Source organism: Hyphobacterium lacteum (assembly GCF_036330345.1).
GTDB classification, from domain to species: domain Bacteria; phylum Pseudomonadota; class Alphaproteobacteria; order Caulobacterales; family Maricaulaceae; genus Hyphobacterium; species Hyphobacterium lacteum.
In genome coordinates this window covers 132,927-148,878 of the sequence record NZ_JAZDRP010000003.1, presented here as the reverse complement: position 1 = coordinate 148,878, position 15,952 = coordinate 132,927, and the positions used below count along the sequence as shown (strand labels likewise).

Annotated in this window: 20 protein-coding genes; 12 read left to right on the top strand and 8 right to left on the bottom strand. The window is 61.1% G+C overall.

Annotated features, from left to right (window positions below; genetic code table 11):
* Nucleotides 1–18: 18 nt before the first annotated feature.
* Together V0U79_RS05540 and motA are read right to left on the bottom strand one after the other, a co-directional pair.
* Nucleotides 19–258: a PLD nuclease N-terminal domain-containing protein gene (locus V0U79_RS05540; RefSeq protein ID WP_330198485.1), complete on the bottom strand. Its 240-nt coding sequence runs from the start codon at nt 256–258 to the stop codon at nt 19–21.
* A gap of 30 nt (nt 259–288) precedes the next feature.
* Nucleotides 289–1,158, bottom strand: coding sequence for a flagellar motor stator protein MotA (gene motA, locus V0U79_RS05535; protein ID WP_330198484.1), 870 nt, complete (start codon nt 1,156–1,158; stop codon nt 289–291).
* A 236-nt stretch (nt 1,159–1,394) separates the two neighbouring features.
* Here motA and V0U79_RS05530 point away from each other — a divergent pair, with 236 nt between their 5' ends.
* Nucleotides 1,395–2,681 carry an MFS transporter gene (locus V0U79_RS05530; protein ID WP_330198483.1) on the top strand — a complete coding sequence of 429 codons (1,287 nt, stop codon included), beginning with the start codon at nt 1,395–1,397 and terminating at the stop codon, nt 2,679–2,681.
* A gap of 6 nt (nt 2,682–2,687) precedes the next feature.
* Here the strand turns inward: V0U79_RS05530 and V0U79_RS05525 are convergent, their stop codons facing one another.
* From V0U79_RS05525 to V0U79_RS05505, 5 genes are all read right to left on the bottom strand, one after another.
* On the bottom strand, nt 2,688–3,176 hold the full coding sequence (locus V0U79_RS05525; protein ID WP_330198482.1) for a response regulator: 489 nt from the start codon (nt 3,174–3,176) through the stop codon (nt 2,688–2,690).
* An 80-nt stretch (nt 3,177–3,256) separates the two neighbouring features.
* On the bottom strand, nt 3,257–4,048 hold the full coding sequence (locus tag V0U79_RS05520) for a sterol desaturase family protein (RefSeq protein WP_330198481.1): 792 nt from the start codon (nt 4,046–4,048) through the stop codon (nt 3,257–3,259).
* A complete protein-coding gene (locus tag V0U79_RS05515; RefSeq protein WP_330198480.1) occupies nt 4,049–5,260 on the bottom strand; it encodes a lytic murein transglycosylase in 1,212 nt (403 codons plus the stop codon).
* The gene (locus V0U79_RS05510; RefSeq protein ID WP_330198479.1) at nt 5,257–6,054 is read right to left on the bottom strand and encodes a DUF1194 domain-containing protein; all 798 of its coding nucleotides are present in this window, start codon (nt 6,052–6,054) and stop codon (nt 5,257–5,259) included. The genes V0U79_RS05515 and V0U79_RS05510 overlap by 4 nt, the downstream gene beginning before the upstream one ends.
* The gene (locus tag V0U79_RS05505; RefSeq protein ID WP_330198478.1) at nt 6,051–6,773 is read right to left on the bottom strand and encodes a DUF1194 domain-containing protein; all 723 of its coding nucleotides are present in this window, start codon (nt 6,771–6,773) and stop codon (nt 6,051–6,053) included. The genes V0U79_RS05510 and V0U79_RS05505 overlap by 4 nt, the downstream gene beginning before the upstream one ends.
* A gap of 172 nt (nt 6,774–6,945) precedes the next feature.
* Between V0U79_RS05505 and ykgO the strand changes: the two genes are divergently transcribed.
* The 6 genes from ykgO (at nt 6,946) to V0U79_RS05475 (ending at nt 9,932) form a co-directional block, all read left to right on the top strand.
* Nucleotides 6,946–7,071, top strand: coding sequence for a type B 50S ribosomal protein L36 (gene ykgO, locus V0U79_RS05500; protein WP_330198477.1), 126 nt, complete (start codon nt 6,946–6,948; stop codon nt 7,069–7,071).
* Nucleotides 7,072–7,203: 132 nt separating this feature from the next.
* Complete coding sequence (locus V0U79_RS05495; protein ID WP_330198476.1) at nt 7,204–7,752, top strand: tetratricopeptide repeat protein; 549 nt, start codon at nt 7,204–7,206, stop codon at nt 7,750–7,752.
* Nucleotides 7,753–7,772: 20 nt separating this feature from the next.
* Nucleotides 7,773–8,660, top strand: coding sequence for an alpha/beta fold hydrolase (locus tag V0U79_RS05490; RefSeq protein ID WP_330198475.1), 888 nt, complete (start codon nt 7,773–7,775; stop codon nt 8,658–8,660).
* Nucleotides 8,661–8,745: 85 nt separating this feature from the next.
* Nucleotides 8,746–9,018, top strand: a complete 273-nt coding sequence (locus V0U79_RS05485) for a DUF2312 domain-containing protein (protein ID WP_330198474.1) — start codon at nt 8,746–8,748, stop codon at nt 9,016–9,018.
* A gap of 7 nt (nt 9,019–9,025) precedes the next feature.
* Complete coding sequence (locus tag V0U79_RS05480; RefSeq protein WP_330198473.1) at nt 9,026–9,469, top strand: hypothetical protein; 444 nt, start codon at nt 9,026–9,028, stop codon at nt 9,467–9,469.
* Nucleotides 9,459–9,932: an ASCH domain-containing protein gene (locus V0U79_RS05475; protein WP_330198472.1), complete on the top strand. Its 474-nt coding sequence runs from the start codon at nt 9,459–9,461 to the stop codon at nt 9,930–9,932. Before V0U79_RS05480 ends, V0U79_RS05475 begins: the two co-directional genes overlap by 11 nt.
* Here V0U79_RS05475 and V0U79_RS05470 read toward each other — a convergent pair.
* Nucleotides 9,914–11,362, bottom strand: a complete 1,449-nt coding sequence (locus V0U79_RS05470; protein WP_330198471.1) for a sigma-54-dependent transcriptional regulator — start codon at nt 11,360–11,362, stop codon at nt 9,914–9,916. The two genes, V0U79_RS05475 and V0U79_RS05470, sit on opposite strands and share 19 nt — an antisense overlap.
* A gap of 262 nt (nt 11,363–11,624) precedes the next feature.
* Here V0U79_RS05470 and V0U79_RS05465 point away from each other — a divergent pair, with 262 nt between their 5' ends.
* The 5 genes from V0U79_RS05465 to V0U79_RS05445 all read left to right on the top strand — a co-directional run bounded on the left by V0U79_RS05465 (nt 11,625) and on the right by V0U79_RS05445 (nt 15,948).
* Nucleotides 11,625–11,801 (top strand): hypothetical protein, encoded by a 177-nt coding sequence (locus V0U79_RS05465; RefSeq protein WP_330198470.1) that lies wholly within the window; start codon nt 11,625–11,627, stop codon nt 11,799–11,801.
* A gap of 151 nt (nt 11,802–11,952) precedes the next feature.
* Complete coding sequence (locus V0U79_RS05460; protein WP_330198469.1) at nt 11,953–12,564, top strand: hypothetical protein; 612 nt, start codon at nt 11,953–11,955, stop codon at nt 12,562–12,564.
* 23 nt (nt 12,565–12,587) lie between these two features.
* Complete coding sequence (locus V0U79_RS05455) at nt 12,588–13,889, top strand: efflux RND transporter periplasmic adaptor subunit (protein ID WP_330198468.1); 1,302 nt, start codon at nt 12,588–12,590, stop codon at nt 13,887–13,889.
* Nucleotides 13,889–14,653, top strand: a complete 765-nt coding sequence (locus tag V0U79_RS05450) for an ATP-binding cassette domain-containing protein (RefSeq protein WP_330198467.1) — start codon at nt 13,889–13,891, stop codon at nt 14,651–14,653. The genes V0U79_RS05455 and V0U79_RS05450 overlap by 1 nt, the downstream gene beginning before the upstream one ends.
* Nucleotides 14,653–15,948: an ABC transporter permease gene (locus V0U79_RS05445; RefSeq protein WP_330198466.1), complete on the top strand. Its 1,296-nt coding sequence runs from the start codon at nt 14,653–14,655 to the stop codon at nt 15,946–15,948. The genes V0U79_RS05450 and V0U79_RS05445 overlap by 1 nt, the downstream gene beginning before the upstream one ends.
* Nucleotides 15,949–15,952: the final 4 nt, after the last annotated feature.

Below are 15,952 nucleotides of genomic sequence, written 5' to 3'. Positions count from 1 at the left end.
GCTTATAGCGCTTGATTGTCAACGGAACAGGCTGCGTTGCTCCCGCGGGCCCAGAAAGAGCCAGAACAGGAAGCCGATGATCGGCGCTACGAGGATAAAGACGATCCACAATACGCGCGGCACACTGCCCGCATTCGAGCGGGCAGTCTGGAGAATGGCGTAGACATCGAAGACCAGGACCAGAAGCGCTATTGGTCCGCCCAGTTCGAAACCCAAAGGAAAATCTCCCTCATCCGGCAGGACAAGGGAGATTAACAAACGCTGCTCTTGGCGTCAGCTTTCCATTTATCAAGCTTCGGTCTGGATGTTCCCCAGAGCTTCCTCGAGTTCCATGAAGGTCGGCTGCGATTTGGACGGCACGCTGCCGCGTCCGATCTCGACAGAGATCTGGGCTGCATTGCCGTGCAGGTGTGCCACCAGCACCGACTGGATGATGAGGTAGAAGGTGTGCTCCTCATCATAGATTTCCTTCAGGCGCGCGGCCATCGGGCCCACGAAGCCATAGGCGAGGAACACGCCGAGGAAAGTACCGACCAGAGCTGAACCGATCTTGCCGCCCAGAACTTCCGGCGGCGAATTGATCGCGCCCATCGTCTTGATGATACCCAGCACCGCGGCCACGATGCCCAGTGCGGGGAGCGCATCGGCGAGGCTCTGCATGGCATGGGCCGGGGCGGAGGCCTCGTGGTGATGCTTTTCCAGCTGCTTTTCCATCGCATCCTCGACCTGGTGCGGATCCTCCAGGTTCATGGTCATCATGCGCAGCGTGTCGCAGATGAAATCGGTTGCGAAATGATCCTTCAGAATGCGCGGATAGTTCTGGAAGATCGAGGATTCCTTGGGGTTCTCGATATGAGCTTCCAGAGCAATCACGCCCTTGGTCTTCATCGTTTTGGTCAGCTGGAACAGCAATGCCAGAAGGTCACTATAATCCTTGGTGTTCCATTTCGGACCGGAAACGATCTTGCCGAAATCGCCCAGAGTCTTCATCACCGTCTTGGATGAATTACCGATCAGGAACGCGCCTGCCCCGGCGCCGCCGATCATCATCATCTCGAACGGCATCGCCTCGATGATAATGTTGAAGTGACCACCGGCCAGGGCGAATCCGCCGAAGACCATGGCCAACACGACAACCATACCAATGATCTGAAACATTGCTCTACCACCACCATTTGTTTTTCCGGCGTCCTCTTTTTTGACGGGACTGTCCGGTTTCGGGACGCAATATGGCTGATTAAGTTTAATACCCGGTGTAGCTGGCGTTAGGAGGTAGGTAAGAGAGCGGCACGGAACGGTATCATGGACTGGAAATGTCACCGCCGCCTTTACCCGATGATGTCAGAAACACAGCGTGACTTTACGCCCTCGTGGCACCAGCCTAAGCCAGCGTCATGCCGCCCGTTTACGATCCATCCAACCCATCGAGCCCGCTTGAGCGGCGGCGGTCCTTCCGCCTGCTCTTCATCTGCCTGGTGGTCACCGGTATCGGCAATTCCATGCTGTTCGCGATCCTGCCACCACTGGCGCGCGATCTGGGTGTAGCAGAAGCATTTGTGGGAGCGATCTACACGATCTCTGCCCTGCTATTCCTGATCATGAGCCCCATCTGGGGCGCCCTGTCGGACCGCTATGGCCGGCGACCACTCATCATTTTCGGACTGTCCGCCTTTGCCGCTTCCACGCTGGTATTTGCTCTCGCCACGGTTGCAGGCCAGATGGGCTGGGCACCACCGCTCATTGCCATTTTTGGCATGGCGGCTGCGCGCGCCCTGTTTGGCGGTTTCGGTTCAGCCACCAATCCGGCGGCCCAAGCTTATGTCGCCGACCGTACCAGCCCGGAAGAGCGAACCGAAGCGCTGGCCGGTCTGACGGCCGCTTTCGGCCTGGGCGGAATCGTTGGCCCGGCCCTCGCCGCAGCTTTTGTCGACCGGATCGGGATTGCGCCTTTCATGGTTGCCGTCGCCATCCTGGTGGGCGGCGCCGCCTTTGCGATCCGGATGTTGCTGCCGGAAAACACACCGCCGCGTCAGCAGAGCCGGCCGATCAATCCCGTCGCCCAGCTGGCCTTTGCCTTCGACAAGCGCGTCGCGCCCTTTTTCCTGTTCGGATGCGGTCTCTGGCTGGTTCAGGCAATCAGCCTGCAGGCAATCGGCTTTTATGTAATGGACCGGATGGAGCTGCCCCCGCAGGAAGGGCTGCAACTGGCCGGCGTCGCGCTGACTGCCGGAGCAGGCGCCCTGATATTCGCCCAGCTGGTGGTCATTCCGGCGATGAAGGCCAGCCCCCGCGCGCTGATGACGACGGGCGCGATTCTGACCGGACTGGCCAGCCTCGAAATGGTCTTTGCCGCCAATTACGGTTCGATCGTTTTCGGTTATATGCTGGGCTCGTTCGCATTCGGGCTGGCACGCTCGGGCTTCACCGGCGGCGCCTCGATCGCGGTCGAGCCGGAGGAGCAGGGACGGGCTGCCGGGTCGACAACAGCAACGGCAGGCCTCGGCTTCCTTGTCGCGCCCGTCGCCGGCCTCTGGCTCTATCAGGCCGTGGGCCCGGAAACCCCTTACATGCTGAATGTTGTGCTGGCCGCCGCGACAGCGCTGCTGGCCTGGCTGCATCCCGGCATTCGCTCCGTCGTCAAGGTGGCACAGCCCGATCCGGAGCCGCGCGGGCCGATCTGATTACTCCTAACCATTGTCAGATTCCCGGCGGGTCAGCCCGTTGCTGGTAGGCCCTAGGCTTCGGCGACGGTCCGGCCCTACAAACGAGGTTGCTCGCACGAAAGGCCTTGGCCGGTCGATCACGGCTGCAATGCGATTGAACAAGGTCTGGATGCTAACCGGCTTTGCGCAGAATTCCGTAGCACCTGCATCGCGAGCCTTAATCACATTGTTGCGGTTTGCAAAAGCGGTCAGAATAATAATCGGCAGGTGTGGATTGATTTTGTCGGAGGTCCGGACGGCACGACAGAACTCGCTGCCTGTCATATTTGGCATGATTTCATCACAGATTACGATATCCACCGGTTCTGTCTCCAGAATGCCGACAGCCTGATCGGCATCTGTCGCATAAATCACGCGGGTAACGCCAAAGGCTTCTAGGATTGTATGTACAATCCGCTGCATGGGCTCGTTATCGTCCACGACAAGTACAAAAAGCTTGGAGAAGTCTGCCATTCCCCCCCCACTATTATTGTTTTGGCTCAAAAGATTGTGATTCAGGAGAGGTTAAAAAACCGCGAGCGATATCGAAAAGTCTATTTCCGGGCCAGCGGCCAGGCGAGTTCGCCAGCGGCACTGCGATCTTCCAGGTTCTCGATACCGTATTTTTCAGGGTATCGCCGCGTGATGTGAGCGGTCCCGAACAGAACATCCCAGAAAAAGAGCAAATTGCCGTAATTGCCCTTGTAGTGGGTGACGCCATCATCCTTGTGCATGCCGTGATGCGCAAAATGAGTGGCCGGCGTCGAGATGGTCCGTTCGACCACCCACATTACCGGCGATAGCCATTTGGTCCGGTAGAGCGGTTCGTCCCAGCGTATGGACGAATGGGCGCCGAAAATCACCGTCATCTTGACCAGCAGGTAGATCGCGTAGACCGGACCCAGGCCGAGATGGACCAGGACGGCCGCGATCCACAGTCCGGGCATGAAAATATAGTAGGCAATGGCATTCCGGTAGGCGATGCGGATGCTCATATACTCGCCGGAATGGTGGGCGCGATGGAGGTTGTAAAGCCAGGGATGGGCATGCGAGGCGCGGTGCCACCAGTACTGGGTCATGTCATCGCCGACCAGGAGGATGGCTAGCATGACCCACCAGGGCAGGCCTGCCCACGCCCCCTCGCTTCCCGGAAAAAAGGTTTCCACCAGGACAGGCGCAATGAAAAAGATCGCCGGCACGGTCAACAGTATAAAAACTAGCGTACCGACGGACTCGATCCAGATATCTCGGCGTGTGCCGCGTTCAGGCTGGAAGAAGCGGCGTGTCAGGATCTCCAGCAGGGTGAAGCCCGCGAAGATCAGGGGAACCAGCAGCTTGGTATCCACTTATTGCCCTGCCGATGCCGCCACCGCAGACATCACCTGATCATACATGATCCGACCGGCATAACCATCGACGGCATAGCCACGATCGCGCTGGAAACTCATCAACGCCCGGCGGGTATTGGGTCCGAACATGCCATCGGGTGCGCCCGGATCATATCCGAGATCGATCAGGCCCTGTTGCAGAGCCAGCGTTTGCGAGCGGGTGATGGGCGGATCGTCCTCCGGCCAGTCCCCGCGAATGCTGAATTCTCCGGAAAAACGCTGTGACAGCAGCCAGACGCCGATGCCGTAGGAGGTCGAATTATTATAGCGCATCAAGGCCTGAAAATTCGGGAATGTCAGGAATGCTGGCCCGCGAAGCCCGGAAGGCAGGTTCAGGCGCGATGCCTGCATTAGATAATCGGCTGGCCAGGCTTCACCATCGGCGCGGGTGATGCCCCGCATCGACCATTCCGCCGTCATACGGGCAGATGAGGGGTTCCAGCTGGTCAGATCAAATCCTTCGGGCAGCACGACCTCGACCACGACCGGCGCATCCTGCGACCATCCCGCCTCGCTGAGCAGATTGGCGGAGGATGAGAGCGCGTCACCGACATTGGCCCAGATATCAATCCGGCCATCACCGTCGAAATCGGCACCACGGCGCAGATAGGTTTCCGGGATAAACTGGGTCTGCCCCATCGCGCCCGCCCAGGAGCCGAACAACTCCTCCCGGCGCGCATAGCCATTGTCTATCATGTGCCCGACCGCAATCAGCTGAGCCTCGGCCCAGGACCTGCGGCGGCCTTCCCATGCCAGGGTCGCCAGCGAGCGGACCACGTCGCGGTCACCCTGGATAGCGCCGTAAGAGCTTTCCAGACCCCAGATCGCCACGAGTATCTCGTAATCCACGCCAAAACGGTTCTCGATCGTGGTCAGCATTCCGCGGCGCGCGGCCATCTGGTCGGCACCATTGCGGACCCGCAAATCGGACGCTGCGATATCCAGATACTGCCAGAGCGGCCGGACAAACTCCGGCTGATCACGGTCACGCTCGATAGCGGACAGGTCCGGTTCCAGCCCGTCCAGCATTGCAGAGACCGTGCCGGCACTGGCACCGCTTTCAACAAGCCGGGGGCGGAAATCCGCCAGCCAGTCAGCAAATCCTTCGTCCTGCGCTTCGGCCAGGGCCGGCCAGAACACGCACATCACAACAAGAATAAAACGTGTCATCCCTTATCCGTCAGCTCGTCCGGAAACAGTCCGGCAATCTCGATGATAAGCTTTCTTCGCAAAGCTTCCACGAAATCTTCGTGTGTCCGGCTGGGCATGACAAAAGATCGTGGCCCAACAATGACATGGTCCTCGAAATACCGGCTGACATCGATATTTACCGGCGGCCGGAAAGGATGCTGGCGCTCGCTCTGCATGGATATCCCGTTGACCGTCACGCCTGCTGCCTCGGCGGCCGCGCGGGCTTCGGGCAGGCTGGGCCCTGCATTTTGCGGACCGTCACCGGACAAATCGATGATCCGGCGGACGCCCTGATAAGGGTTGGATTCGATCAGCGAAACGGCATTGCTGATCGCTGCCCCAATCGCCGTCCGGCGGCCGGAAACAAAATCCGCCTCAGCCAGGATGGCGGCAAAGGCGAGCGCGTCCTCTTCGGTCTCGATGACGGTCCAGGGCGCGACGACACGCTGAAAGCCGGCATCCGCCCATTCCAGATACATCACCGCAATGCGCCCGTGGGCGCCGGCCCGGATGGAGGAAATAATATCCGGATCCGCCAGGGCCTCGACATGCCCTTGCCGCTGTTGCAACGCCTCCATCTCGTCGATGGATGCCGACACATCAACGGCAAACACCAGTTCGAGATCGACGATCAAACGGCCATCTTCCGTAAACTGGCGGTCGCGGGAGTAAAGTTCCTCGTCGCTGAACTGTGCCGGGTCGGCAAAACCCTGCGACAGCGCCGGTGCGCTGAGCCCCAGTCCCAGAATGGCTATCAGAAAGGTGCGGATCACGGGGCGGCTTGCGAGAGTTCGCTTCCCGAAGGCGCCGCACCAGCGATTTCCAGCGTCATCTTGCGCAGAATGGCGGTCCTGAACTCGTCCTCGGTGCGGGCCGCCAAAACAAATGCGCCGGGGCCGGTCACCACATTTTCCCGGAAATAGGCGTCGAGATTGACCTCGACGGGGCGCACCCAGCGCCCGGGGCGATCGGTGATCACCGGAAGCCCGTTGACGATGATACCCGCCGCATCCGCCATGGCTCGGGCATCGGCCAGATCGATCCCCTGATTCTGCGGGCCATCGCCGGAAATATCGATCAGCCGCCGATAGCCGCGGTATTCATTGTTCTCGATGCGTTGAACCGAATCGGCAATCGCGGCCCCGATCGCCGTATAATGCCCCCGCTCCAGCGGAGCGGCAGCCACGGCCGCAGCGAAATTCAGCGCGTCCTCTTCTGACGCGATAACTGTCCAGTCTGCAGCAGCACGCTGGAACTGCGAATCAGCCCATTCGACATAGGTCACCGCGATGCGGCCAAGCGGACCGCCTTCGATCGCCGAAATGACGTCAGGATGGGCCAGTGCGGCGACATAGCCCTCGCGCTGGCGACGGGCCTCGTCCTCATCAACCGAATAGGAAATATCGACCGCCAGAACCAGTTCCAGATCGACATCGATCAGGTCCTGGGCGGAGGCCAGCGAAGCGGTGAAACCGCCGACAAGAAGAGACAAGAGCAAGCGCATGGCGCGGGAAGCTAGGCTCGCTTGTTGCATTGGGCAACTAACGCGTTTGTAAGGAGGTGATTTTTAGGTGCGCATTCGGTTGACAATCCCACCTCGCCCCCGTAGATACCGCGCCTCTCCGGCCAATGCCGGTTTTTTGTTGCAACACAGGGTCGGTCCGATGAAAGTCCGCAGCTCGATTAAATCGCTGAAAAATCGCCACGCTGCCTGTCAGGTGGTGCGTCGCCGTGGCCGTGTCTTTGTGATCAACAAGAAAGACCCGCGTTTCAAGGCGCGCGCCGGCTAGGCCAGCTGCGACAGAAACGCGAAGAGCGCCCCGGTTTTGCCGGGGCGTTTTTGATTCCGGCAGCGATTAAACTTCCGTCACGCACGGGCAAGCCTGCTGGACGCCGCGGCATTCCCGCGTATTTTCCCTTTCATGAAAGTGCTTCTTCTCGCCCTCGCCCTGCAGATTGCCGTCCCGGAACCGGGCGTGCCGTATCAGACGCCCGAAGATCGGCTGGACGTGCGGCTGGATGCCCTGCAGACAGCGACTCCGGAAGAGGCGACGCCGCTGGTCGACGAGATCCTGGCGCTGTGGGCGATCTCCGGAAGCGATACGATCGACCTGCTGATGGATCGCGGCGAAACCGCCATGGCAGCCGATAATGCCGGAATCGCTGCGCGCATGTTTAACCATGTCACCCAACTGCAGCCGGACTATGCCGAGGGCTGGCTACGCTCGGCACAGGTCGCCTTTGCGCAGGAGGACTGGAGCTATGCGCTGGAGGCGCTGAACCGTGCGCTGCAACTGGAGCCCCGGCGCTTTGATGCCTATTACCTTCTTGGCTCGACGCTGGAGCGCGCCGAGCAGCCCGAAGCGGCTCTGGAAGCCTATCAGGAAGCGCTGACCATCTATCCGGCCTATGAGCTGGCCGGTCGCAATGCAGCGCGCATACGGGCCCGGCTCAGCGGCCGCTCGCTGTGATGGTTCTCCGGTTATGCTGCTTGACGCTTTTTCTGGCCCTCGTCCCCGCACTGGACGCTGACGACATGCCGCCCTCCGGTTCCTTCATCGAAATCGACGATGCGCGCATCCGCTTTGTCGCCGAAGGCGACGGCCCGCCCGTCGTCCTGCTTCATGGTGCGTCCTCGAATGCCGAGGACATGCGCATGGCCCTGTCGGATACGCTGGATGGATATCGTGCGATCTATGTCGACCGCCCCGGCCTTGGCTGGAGCGAGCGTCCGTCCGGTGACTGGTCACCGGAACGAGAGGCTGCCCTGCTGGCCCGCCTGATCGGGGAGCTGGATCTCGAAAGCCCTGCCGTGATCGGCCATTCCTGGGGCGGTGCCATTTCCATGCGGCTGGCGATTGATCATCCGGATACGATTTCCGGACTGGTTCTGATCGGTGCTCCGCTCTATTCCGGCGTTGGTGAGGCTGCCTGGTACAATCGTGCCTCGCGCTGGTTCGGAATTGGCCCATTGATCACCAGAGTGATCGTTCCGCTGGTCGGACCCGGGCGTCTGGATGACGGGTTGGCCGAAACCTTCCATCCCGCCCCGGTTCCAGAGGGCTATGGCGAAACCGTTCAGGCCCGGCGCATTTTCCGTACCGATATCTTCAAGGCGAACGCCGAGGACATGGCGCAGGTCAACGCTCATCTCGCCCGCCAGGAACTCCTCTACCCTTCCATCCAACTGCCGGTCGTAATGCTGGCCGGAAGCAGCGACGAGGTTGTCTACACGCAGCGGCATGCCGTGCCCGCCGCCGGGATCATGCCCAATGCCCGCACCGTGATCCGGGAGGACTGGGGTCACATGCTGCATCACCAATCGCCGGACGCCGTTCGTGATGCGCTGGACTCACTGCACCGGGCTGGGGACAATTGACGTTTCGCGCACCTGCGCGTCTTGAGCCCTCAACGCCGAGCGACTAGCTTGCCGGACCGTTCAAAGACCAGCTGGAGCCCGCACCATGGATGATGCATCCGCCGTTACCGACAATTCCCACTCCATGGGCAACGCCGCGCGCGAACAGCTGAAGGCCTTTGTCGCCCGCATCGAGCGGCTGGAAGAAGACAAGAAGCAGGTGATGGAAGACCTGAAGGAAGTCTATGCCGAGGCAAAAGCCATGGGCTACGACACCAAGATCCTTCGCCGCGTCGTCGCCCTGCGCAAGATCGACCGCAATGAGCGGCAGGAAACCGAAGCCCTGCTCGAGCTCTATATGGGCGCGGTCGAGGGCTAGGCCCGGATTGCCGCGCGAGGTCGATCCGAAGAAGACCCGCAAGGCTTTGCGCCGCCTTCAGCGCGCGCGCAAGAAGATCGAGGATAGTGGCAAGACCGATACGTTATCGGACTGGGAAGACGAGTTTCTCGGCTCCGTAGAGGACCGGCTGGAGACCTATGGCTCGGCCTTCAACGATCCCGACAAGGGCCAGCTGGACGAGGCGCTGTCCGGCCTGCAGACCGCCAAGCTTCGCGAGATCGAGAAGAAAGCAGCGGGCAAGGCCCGCAAGCCGATGTCGCGCGGCAAGGGGTTCAAATCGAGCTTCAAGCGCAAGGGCAGCGGGCCACGTGTGCGCGACATTAACGAGGATATTGAAAGCGACGCCGAGGCGCCGGAATCGCCCCAACCGATCCGCCCCTCGGGACCGCCAAAGCTGCGCGTTGTGAAAGGCGACAAGGATGACAGCTGAGCAGCGCGCCTTCTGGGACCGGTTTTGCGCCGAGACCGGGTATTCCGGCGAGCCGGTCGATGTCGACCAGTTCGGAGACAGCGAAGCGATGGCGGATGAACTGTTACATCTGGTCCTGACCGGACAGAAGCAGGCCACCTGCGCGCTGGCGCGCTGGTATGAGCAACCCGGCGCGCGCTTTCCCGAACCCGGCGATTTGTCGGTCATCCTCGACGGACGCGGCCAGCCAGCCTGCGTGATCCGGACGACGAAAGCCGAGGTCAAACCGGTGCGCGAGGCGGATGCGGATTTTGCCTGGATCGAGGGCGAAGGCGACCGGTCCTTCGAATACTGGTGGGACGCCCACATCGCTTACTGGAAGCGGGAAGCGAAACGGGAAGGCTTCGAATTTTCCGAAGACCTTCCCGCCTGCTTTGAACAGTTTGAACTGGCCTGGGTGCCAGATCAGGCCGAGCGGGCCTGATCAACATCCAGATCGTATTCGCGAACCTTGCGATAGAGCGTTGACCGGCCCAGCCCCAGCCGGCGGGCGACTTCGGCCATGCGCCCGGCATAGGTCTCGATCGCAAACTCGATCAGATCGCGTTCGATCGATTCCAGCGGCCGCAAATGTCCGCCCTCATCGAGGATCGGCACCGGCATGGCTTCCGCCTGTGCATCAGCGAACAGCTCGCTGTTTTCCGGTAGTGGTGGCGGCGGCAGATCGGACAGATCGGCAACCACGCCGGAGATTTGCGGGAAATCTTCCGGACGCAGATAATCACCCTCGCAAAGGACAACGGCCCGGAAGACGGCATTTTCCAGCTGGCGGACATTGCCCGGCCAGTCGAAGGCGCAAAGCATGGCCATCGTGTCCGGAGCGGCATCAACGACCGAACGGCTTTCCTGCGCATTGAAACGCGTGATGAAATGCCGGACCAGGGCCGCAATATCTTCCTTGCGGGTGCGCAGGGACGGCACCTCGATCGGGAAAACGTTGAGGCGATAGAACAGATCTTCGCGGAAACGTCCCGCCTCGACCTCATGGGTCAGATCGCGATTGGTAGCCGAGATGATGCGGACATCCACCTTGACCGGAGCCTTGGAGCCGACCGGATCGACCTCGCCTTCCTGCAGGGCCCGCAGCAGCTTGACCTGCATGTCGAGCGGAAGCTCGCCGATCTCGTCAAGGAAGAGCGTCCCGCCATCGGCCTCCTGGAACTTGCCCATATGCTTGCCCACCGCGCCGGTGAACGATCCCTTCTCGTGACCGAAAAGGGTGGATTCCACGAGGTTTTCCGGAATGGCGCCGCAGTTCACAGCCACAAACGGCTTGTCGGCGCGCTCTGAAGCGGCGCGGATGGCACCGGCCACCAGCTCCTTGCCGACACCGCTTTCCCCGGTAATCAGGATCGGGATCGAGGATGCGGCGGCGCGCTGCCCCAGACGGACGACCTGTTGCATGGCCGGAGCCCCGGCAATCATGTCTTCGAAACCGAGCGAACCGTCGCTGCGGGTTTTCTTGAGGCGCTTCACCTCACCGGTCAGCGACTGCATCTTCAACGCATTGCGGACCGAAACCGTTATGCGTTCCGGGCTGGCCGGCTTGATGAAGAAGTCCGACGCGCCCGCGCGCATGGCCGCCACGACGGTTTCGATACCACCATGAGCCGTCAGCACGATGATCGGGACATCCAAGCCCTTGCGCTGGGCAGCTTCCAGAACGTCCATTCCATCCATGCCCGGCATGACCAGGTCCAGAAGAACGACGTCCACACCCCCGCGTGACAGACGGTCCATCGCCGCTTCACCACTGTCGGCCGAGTCGATCTCGAAGCCCTGTTTTTCGAGAACCGCCTGCAACAGGCGGCGTTGCGTCGGATCGTCATCGACGATCAGCACAGTCTTAGCCATCTCACCCAAGCCCTTTCGGCTTCCCACATTGTTGTTGCCGGGCCTTTTGGCCTCGCCCATCCCACCTTTGTGGCGGTGACGGGGGCAATCCATCCGGGTGCCGTTATGGGACAGGGGTAGTAAAATTCACGTGTATGCGCCGGTGACACAGTATTAAGCATAACCGCAGCGTACCGGGCCTGAAGGCATTCGGCTCTCTTTTGGGTTGCATAAAATACTGCAGGTTGTATTGGTGGCTTTCCACTATCTGGGGGAGAGACACATGAAACTCTTCAAGCTTGTTCTGGGCAGCCTCATCGCGGTTGCCGCGTCATCATCCATGGCGATTGCCAGCTGCTATAACTGCGTTCAGCAATGCGAAGGCCTCTATGGAGGCGAATACAGCATCTGCCTGCATAAATGTCTGGCCGAGAATGATTGCCCGCCGGGCGGCAGCTGAGCCCACTGGCCGGACGGTGCGCGATGAGTGCCCCGGCCGGCCACTTTCCAGCCTGGACCGCCTGCCGGATTTGAGCATGTCAGATTGACTTGAGGTTGTGCGCGGCCTCAGACTGCGGCCTCTTCACATCGTAATCTTTTCGGAGGCCGTAATGCCATTGCCCCTGTATCTTGCCCTTGCCTTCCAGGCCGCAGGATGTGGCCCCCTGATGGAAGCCGAACCGCCGGAGCGTGGTGAAAGCTTTCTCTACGAGACCATCATCAATGGCGAAACGTCGGACCTTTTGATGCAACACGACATCGTCGCAGGCCGAGACCTTGCCATAACCTTCTATCAGGGCGGAGGGTTTTCCAGAGACGATATATTCATGAACCGGCAAGCGCCGGTCCGCGGGTTTGGCGGCATCGCCTTTGTCCGCTCGCTTGGCACAGGACCGCGGCGCCGGGAGTTTTCCTACAGCCCGTCACCGGACGAGGTCCTGGCGCGACTTGAACCCGGCCAGAACGAGGACGTCTATGTTCACGAACGTAGCGGCGGAGCCGGCGAGCGTTATCGGCTAACGGTCTCCTTTGACCGATGTGAACCCTTCGCGCTCGGCGATGAAACCCTCCCCGCCAATGTCTACACAATCACGCGGGACAGTGGCGACGACGGCGAGGGCGGCACACGGGAGCTCTGGCTTTCCAGCGCATCAGGCTGGTGGCTGATGGAAAACCATCCGGAGCGGCACACACTTTCCCGGCTGATCGAAGCCCACGACTAGGTTGACGAATTATCGGCTTATAGATGCAAAAAAGTGTCTTTTCGCTTTTAACTTGCATGAAAGGCCTGTCGACCTACTATACCGGCTATCAGATCACGGGTGACGAGATGCGAGTAGCCGCGCCCTTACTGGCCCTATCAAGCTATGCCCTGGCATCCTGCAGCCCTTCGGCGGGTGCCAGCGACCCCCGCTATGTGACCGAAGCGGTAAGCTATGGCGATATCCGCGATATCGTTCCGGCGATTGGCGAAATCCGTCCTGCCGGACAGGTCGAGGTGGGCGCGGAGATCACCGGGCGCATCATCGAGATACTCGCCGATTTTGACGACGAGGTCGAAGAAGGACAGCTCCTGGCGCGGATTGATCCGGCGCCCTATGAGGCCGGGCTGGCACAGGCACAGGCGAGCCTGCGCACAGCCAATGCGCGGGTGCGCGCTGCCTCTGCCGAACGCGACAATGCCGCCCGCGAGCTGGACCGGGCCCGGCAACTACAGACACGCGGCACCGCACCGGCCAGTCTCGTCGAGGAGTATGAGTTCGATCTCGTCGCTCATGAAGCACAGCTGGCCCAGGCCCGGGCCGAGGTCGAACTTGCCGAAAGCCGCGTTGAACAGGCCCGCATCGATCTGGCCCGAACGGAAATCCGCTCACCAATCAACGGTTTTATCCAGGACCGGCTGATAGAGGTCGGCCAGACGGTTTCCGCAGCGCAGTCCACGCCCACGCTCTTCATTGTTTCCTCTGACCTGACAAATGTCGTGATCGAGGCACTGGTCGCTGAAAATGATATCGGCCGGGTCGAAGAGGGGCTGGAGGTCCGGTTCACCGTCGAAGCCTATCCGGGCGAGGAATTCTACGGCATTTCCGGACCTGTCCGCCGCTCTCCGCGGGAGAATGGGCGGTTTGTCTCCTACCCCGTCCTGATCGAGGCCAGCGACCCGGAACAGCGGCTGCTTCCCGGCATGACGGCTGCGGTGGAATTCGTCCATGATGAGGCCCGCGCTGTGACCCGTGTCCGCATCGAAGCCTTGTCGACCTTTCCTGTTGGCTGGTGCCCCGACGAAGTCACGGACGAGGACATCAACAGCCTACCAGGTCTGCAGACCTCGGAAATGACTGCCTCCATGCGGTGTGCCGCGGCGATCGGCACGCTCGGCGGACAGATTGTCCGCGCCGGACAGCGGCGGCTGTTTGTACTTGAGGACGGCCGTCCCGTCATGCATCGCGTGCGCGTCGGCGCTGAAGACGATCGATATGTCGAGATTGTCGACGGCGATATCCGCATCGGTGATGAGGTGCTGATCCGTGACCGGGAGCGGTATTGATGGGACAGCTCGCATCAACCCATTGGACGCTGCGGGTTGAAAACCTGCACCATTATTATGGCACTCAGAGGACGACGCCCTCCGTAGTGTTCGAGGCGGAGCAGGCCTTCTGTCCGAGCGAGATTACCGTCCTCGTGGGCGAATCCGGCTCAGGCAAATCGACCCTGTTGAAAATGCTGGGCGGGCTGGACTGCCCCGAGCAGGGCCGGATGCAGGTGATGTGGGATATCAGCGCCGATCCCTCGAAAAAGCGCAAAACCGCAATCGAGCAGGATTTGCCGCATCGGCATGACTGGCTGGCCCATTACCGGCGCCACCGCGTCGCCTATCTGTTCCAGGATGGCGGGCTGATCGACGATTTCAGCGTCTGGCAGAATGTGCTCTTGCCCCTCCGCTATGCCGAAATCGCCCGCGAGGAACGCGATTCCCGCTGTCAGGCTGCCTTGGAGCGGGTCGGGCTGAAGGACAAAATAAGCAAGAAGCTCAGAGAATTATCGGGCGGCGAACGTCATCGCGTCGCCATGGCCCGTACAATTGCGCGACAGGCCGCGATTGTGATCTGTGATGAACCGACTGCGGCGCTTGATGAGGACAATGCCTACCTGATGCGGGACATCCTGAGGGATGAAGCTGCGCGCGGCGCCTGTGTTTTCATCGCCACGCACGACCACCGCCTGATGGACGAGGATTTCGCAACCCGCATCATCAAGGTCAGCCACGGGATTGCTGCACTCAGTTCCGGCGGAGCGGCACCGGCCAGCTGATGGCGGCTTCCGGCACATCCCGCCCCGGTTTCCTTCAATGGCTGCTGGCCTATGTCCGCGAAGCGCCCCGCAAGGTGCAACAAAGGCTGGGCGAGAACATTATACTGGCCCAGCTGGCAATCCTGTCCCGGCCGGTCCGCGCCGCCCTCATGGTTCTGACCCTCGGCGCCGGCGTTTGCGTGGTGTCATTGTCGACCGCCATCATTTCGGGCTTCAGCGGAGAGATCGAGCGGCTGGCCTTTGGCGCCTATGCGCGTTCACTGGTGATCACACCCAACTACCTGGCCGGTGAGTCCTCGCGGATCGCACGGCTATCCGATTTGGACCGGCTGAACGAAATGTTCGGGGAAGATCTGGTCGAGGGCCATGCGGCCTGGCGGATCGGGCGGCAAGTCCCTGCCGCCTACCAGGATCAGCGCGCCGACATCACCGTGTTTGGTGTACGCGGCGATTACCGGTTCGAAGCCGACATGAACATCGCACAGGGGCGCCATCTCGAGCCGGAAGACCTCGACAGTTCACGGCGCGTCTGCCTGCTCGGTTCAGACGCAGCGGCCAGCCTGTTTGGTGGTAACCGCGCGGCCGGTCAGACCATCCGCCTCAACGGGCTGAGCTGTTATGTGCAGGGGGTATTCGAGCCCGGGGAAACCGTGATCGCCAGCCGCTATGCCGATGCAGTGATTGCGCCGTTTGATGCCGCCGCGCGCTATTTCATGCCCAACGATCATCTGGCACCGAATGAAGCCAGCCGGCTGACGATCGTGTTGCGGTCACGGGACCAGTTGTATGACGCACGGCATACAGCCGACCGCGTGCTGCGCCGCCTGCATGGCGTTCCGCAATCCCAGGCTTCGCCTTTCCTGTTTGCCGATCCGAATGCGCCGACCCGCGCGATGGAACAGCAGCGCGATCTTCTGACCCGCCTGCTCACCGGAATTGCCGGCATCGCCATGGTGGCTTCGCTTCTGGCCTTTGCCGGTGCCAGCTGGACGCTGACCGAGATGCGCCGGCGGAACATCGCGATCCAGGCCATTCACGGTGCGTCCTACATGGATATTCTGATCCAGTTCGCCACAGAGAATCTGATCCTCGGACTAATGGGTGGCCTCGCGGGCATTGCCGCCGCGCTGGTGATCGCGCCGCTTTCGACCACGTGGCTGGGATGGCCGGCGCAGTTCGATCCGAATGTGCTGACCGGTTCGGTTCTGCTCGGCACACTGTCGGGCGTGATTGCCGGCGCCCTGTCAGCCCATCGCGCGGCGGTGACCCGGCCGGGCATTGCCATCGCCGGTTGACGCC

What these genes read in the sequence shown, in the direction of transcription:
- V0U79_RS05455 (WP_330198468.1), top strand. Translation starts at nt 12,588, where the DNA reads ATGCAAAAAAGTGTCTTTTCGCTTTTAACTTGCATGAAAGGCCTGTCG.
- V0U79_RS05515 (WP_330198480.1), bottom strand. Translation starts at nt 5,260, where the DNA reads ATGACACGTTTTATTCTTGTTGTGATGTGCGTGTTCTGGCCGGCCCTG.
- motA (WP_330198484.1), bottom strand. Translation starts at nt 1,158, where the DNA reads ATGTTTCAGATCATTGGTATGGTTGTCGTGTTGGCCATGGTCTTCGGC.
- V0U79_RS05495 (WP_330198476.1), top strand. Translation starts at nt 7,204, where the DNA reads ATGAAAGTGCTTCTTCTCGCCCTCGCCCTGCAGATTGCCGTCCCGGAA.
- V0U79_RS05525 (WP_330198482.1), bottom strand. Translation starts at nt 3,176, where the DNA reads ATGGCAGACTTCTCCAAGCTTTTTGTACTTGTCGTGGACGATAACGAG.
- V0U79_RS05465 (WP_330198470.1), top strand. Translation starts at nt 11,625, where the DNA reads ATGAAACTCTTCAAGCTTGTTCTGGGCAGCCTCATCGCGGTTGCCGCG.
- V0U79_RS05470 (WP_330198471.1), bottom strand. Translation starts at nt 11,362, where the DNA reads ATGGCTAAGACTGTGCTGATCGTCGATGACGATCCGACGCAACGCCGC.
- V0U79_RS05530 (WP_330198483.1), top strand. Translation starts at nt 1,395, where the DNA reads ATGCCGCCCGTTTACGATCCATCCAACCCATCGAGCCCGCTTGAGCGG.
- V0U79_RS05445 (WP_330198466.1), top strand. Translation starts at nt 14,653, where the DNA reads ATGGCGGCTTCCGGCACATCCCGCCCCGGTTTCCTTCAATGGCTGCTG.
- V0U79_RS05460 (WP_330198469.1), top strand. Translation starts at nt 11,953, where the DNA reads ATGCCATTGCCCCTGTATCTTGCCCTTGCCTTCCAGGCCGCAGGATGT.
- V0U79_RS05485 (WP_330198474.1), top strand. Translation starts at nt 8,746, where the DNA reads ATGGATGATGCATCCGCCGTTACCGACAATTCCCACTCCATGGGCAAC.
- ykgO (WP_330198477.1), top strand. Translation starts at nt 6,946, where the DNA reads ATGAAAGTCCGCAGCTCGATTAAATCGCTGAAAAATCGCCACGCTGCC.
- V0U79_RS05475 (WP_330198472.1), top strand. Translation starts at nt 9,459, where the DNA reads ATGACAGCTGAGCAGCGCGCCTTCTGGGACCGGTTTTGCGCCGAGACC.
- V0U79_RS05450 (WP_330198467.1), top strand. Translation starts at nt 13,889, where the DNA reads ATGGGACAGCTCGCATCAACCCATTGGACGCTGCGGGTTGAAAACCTG.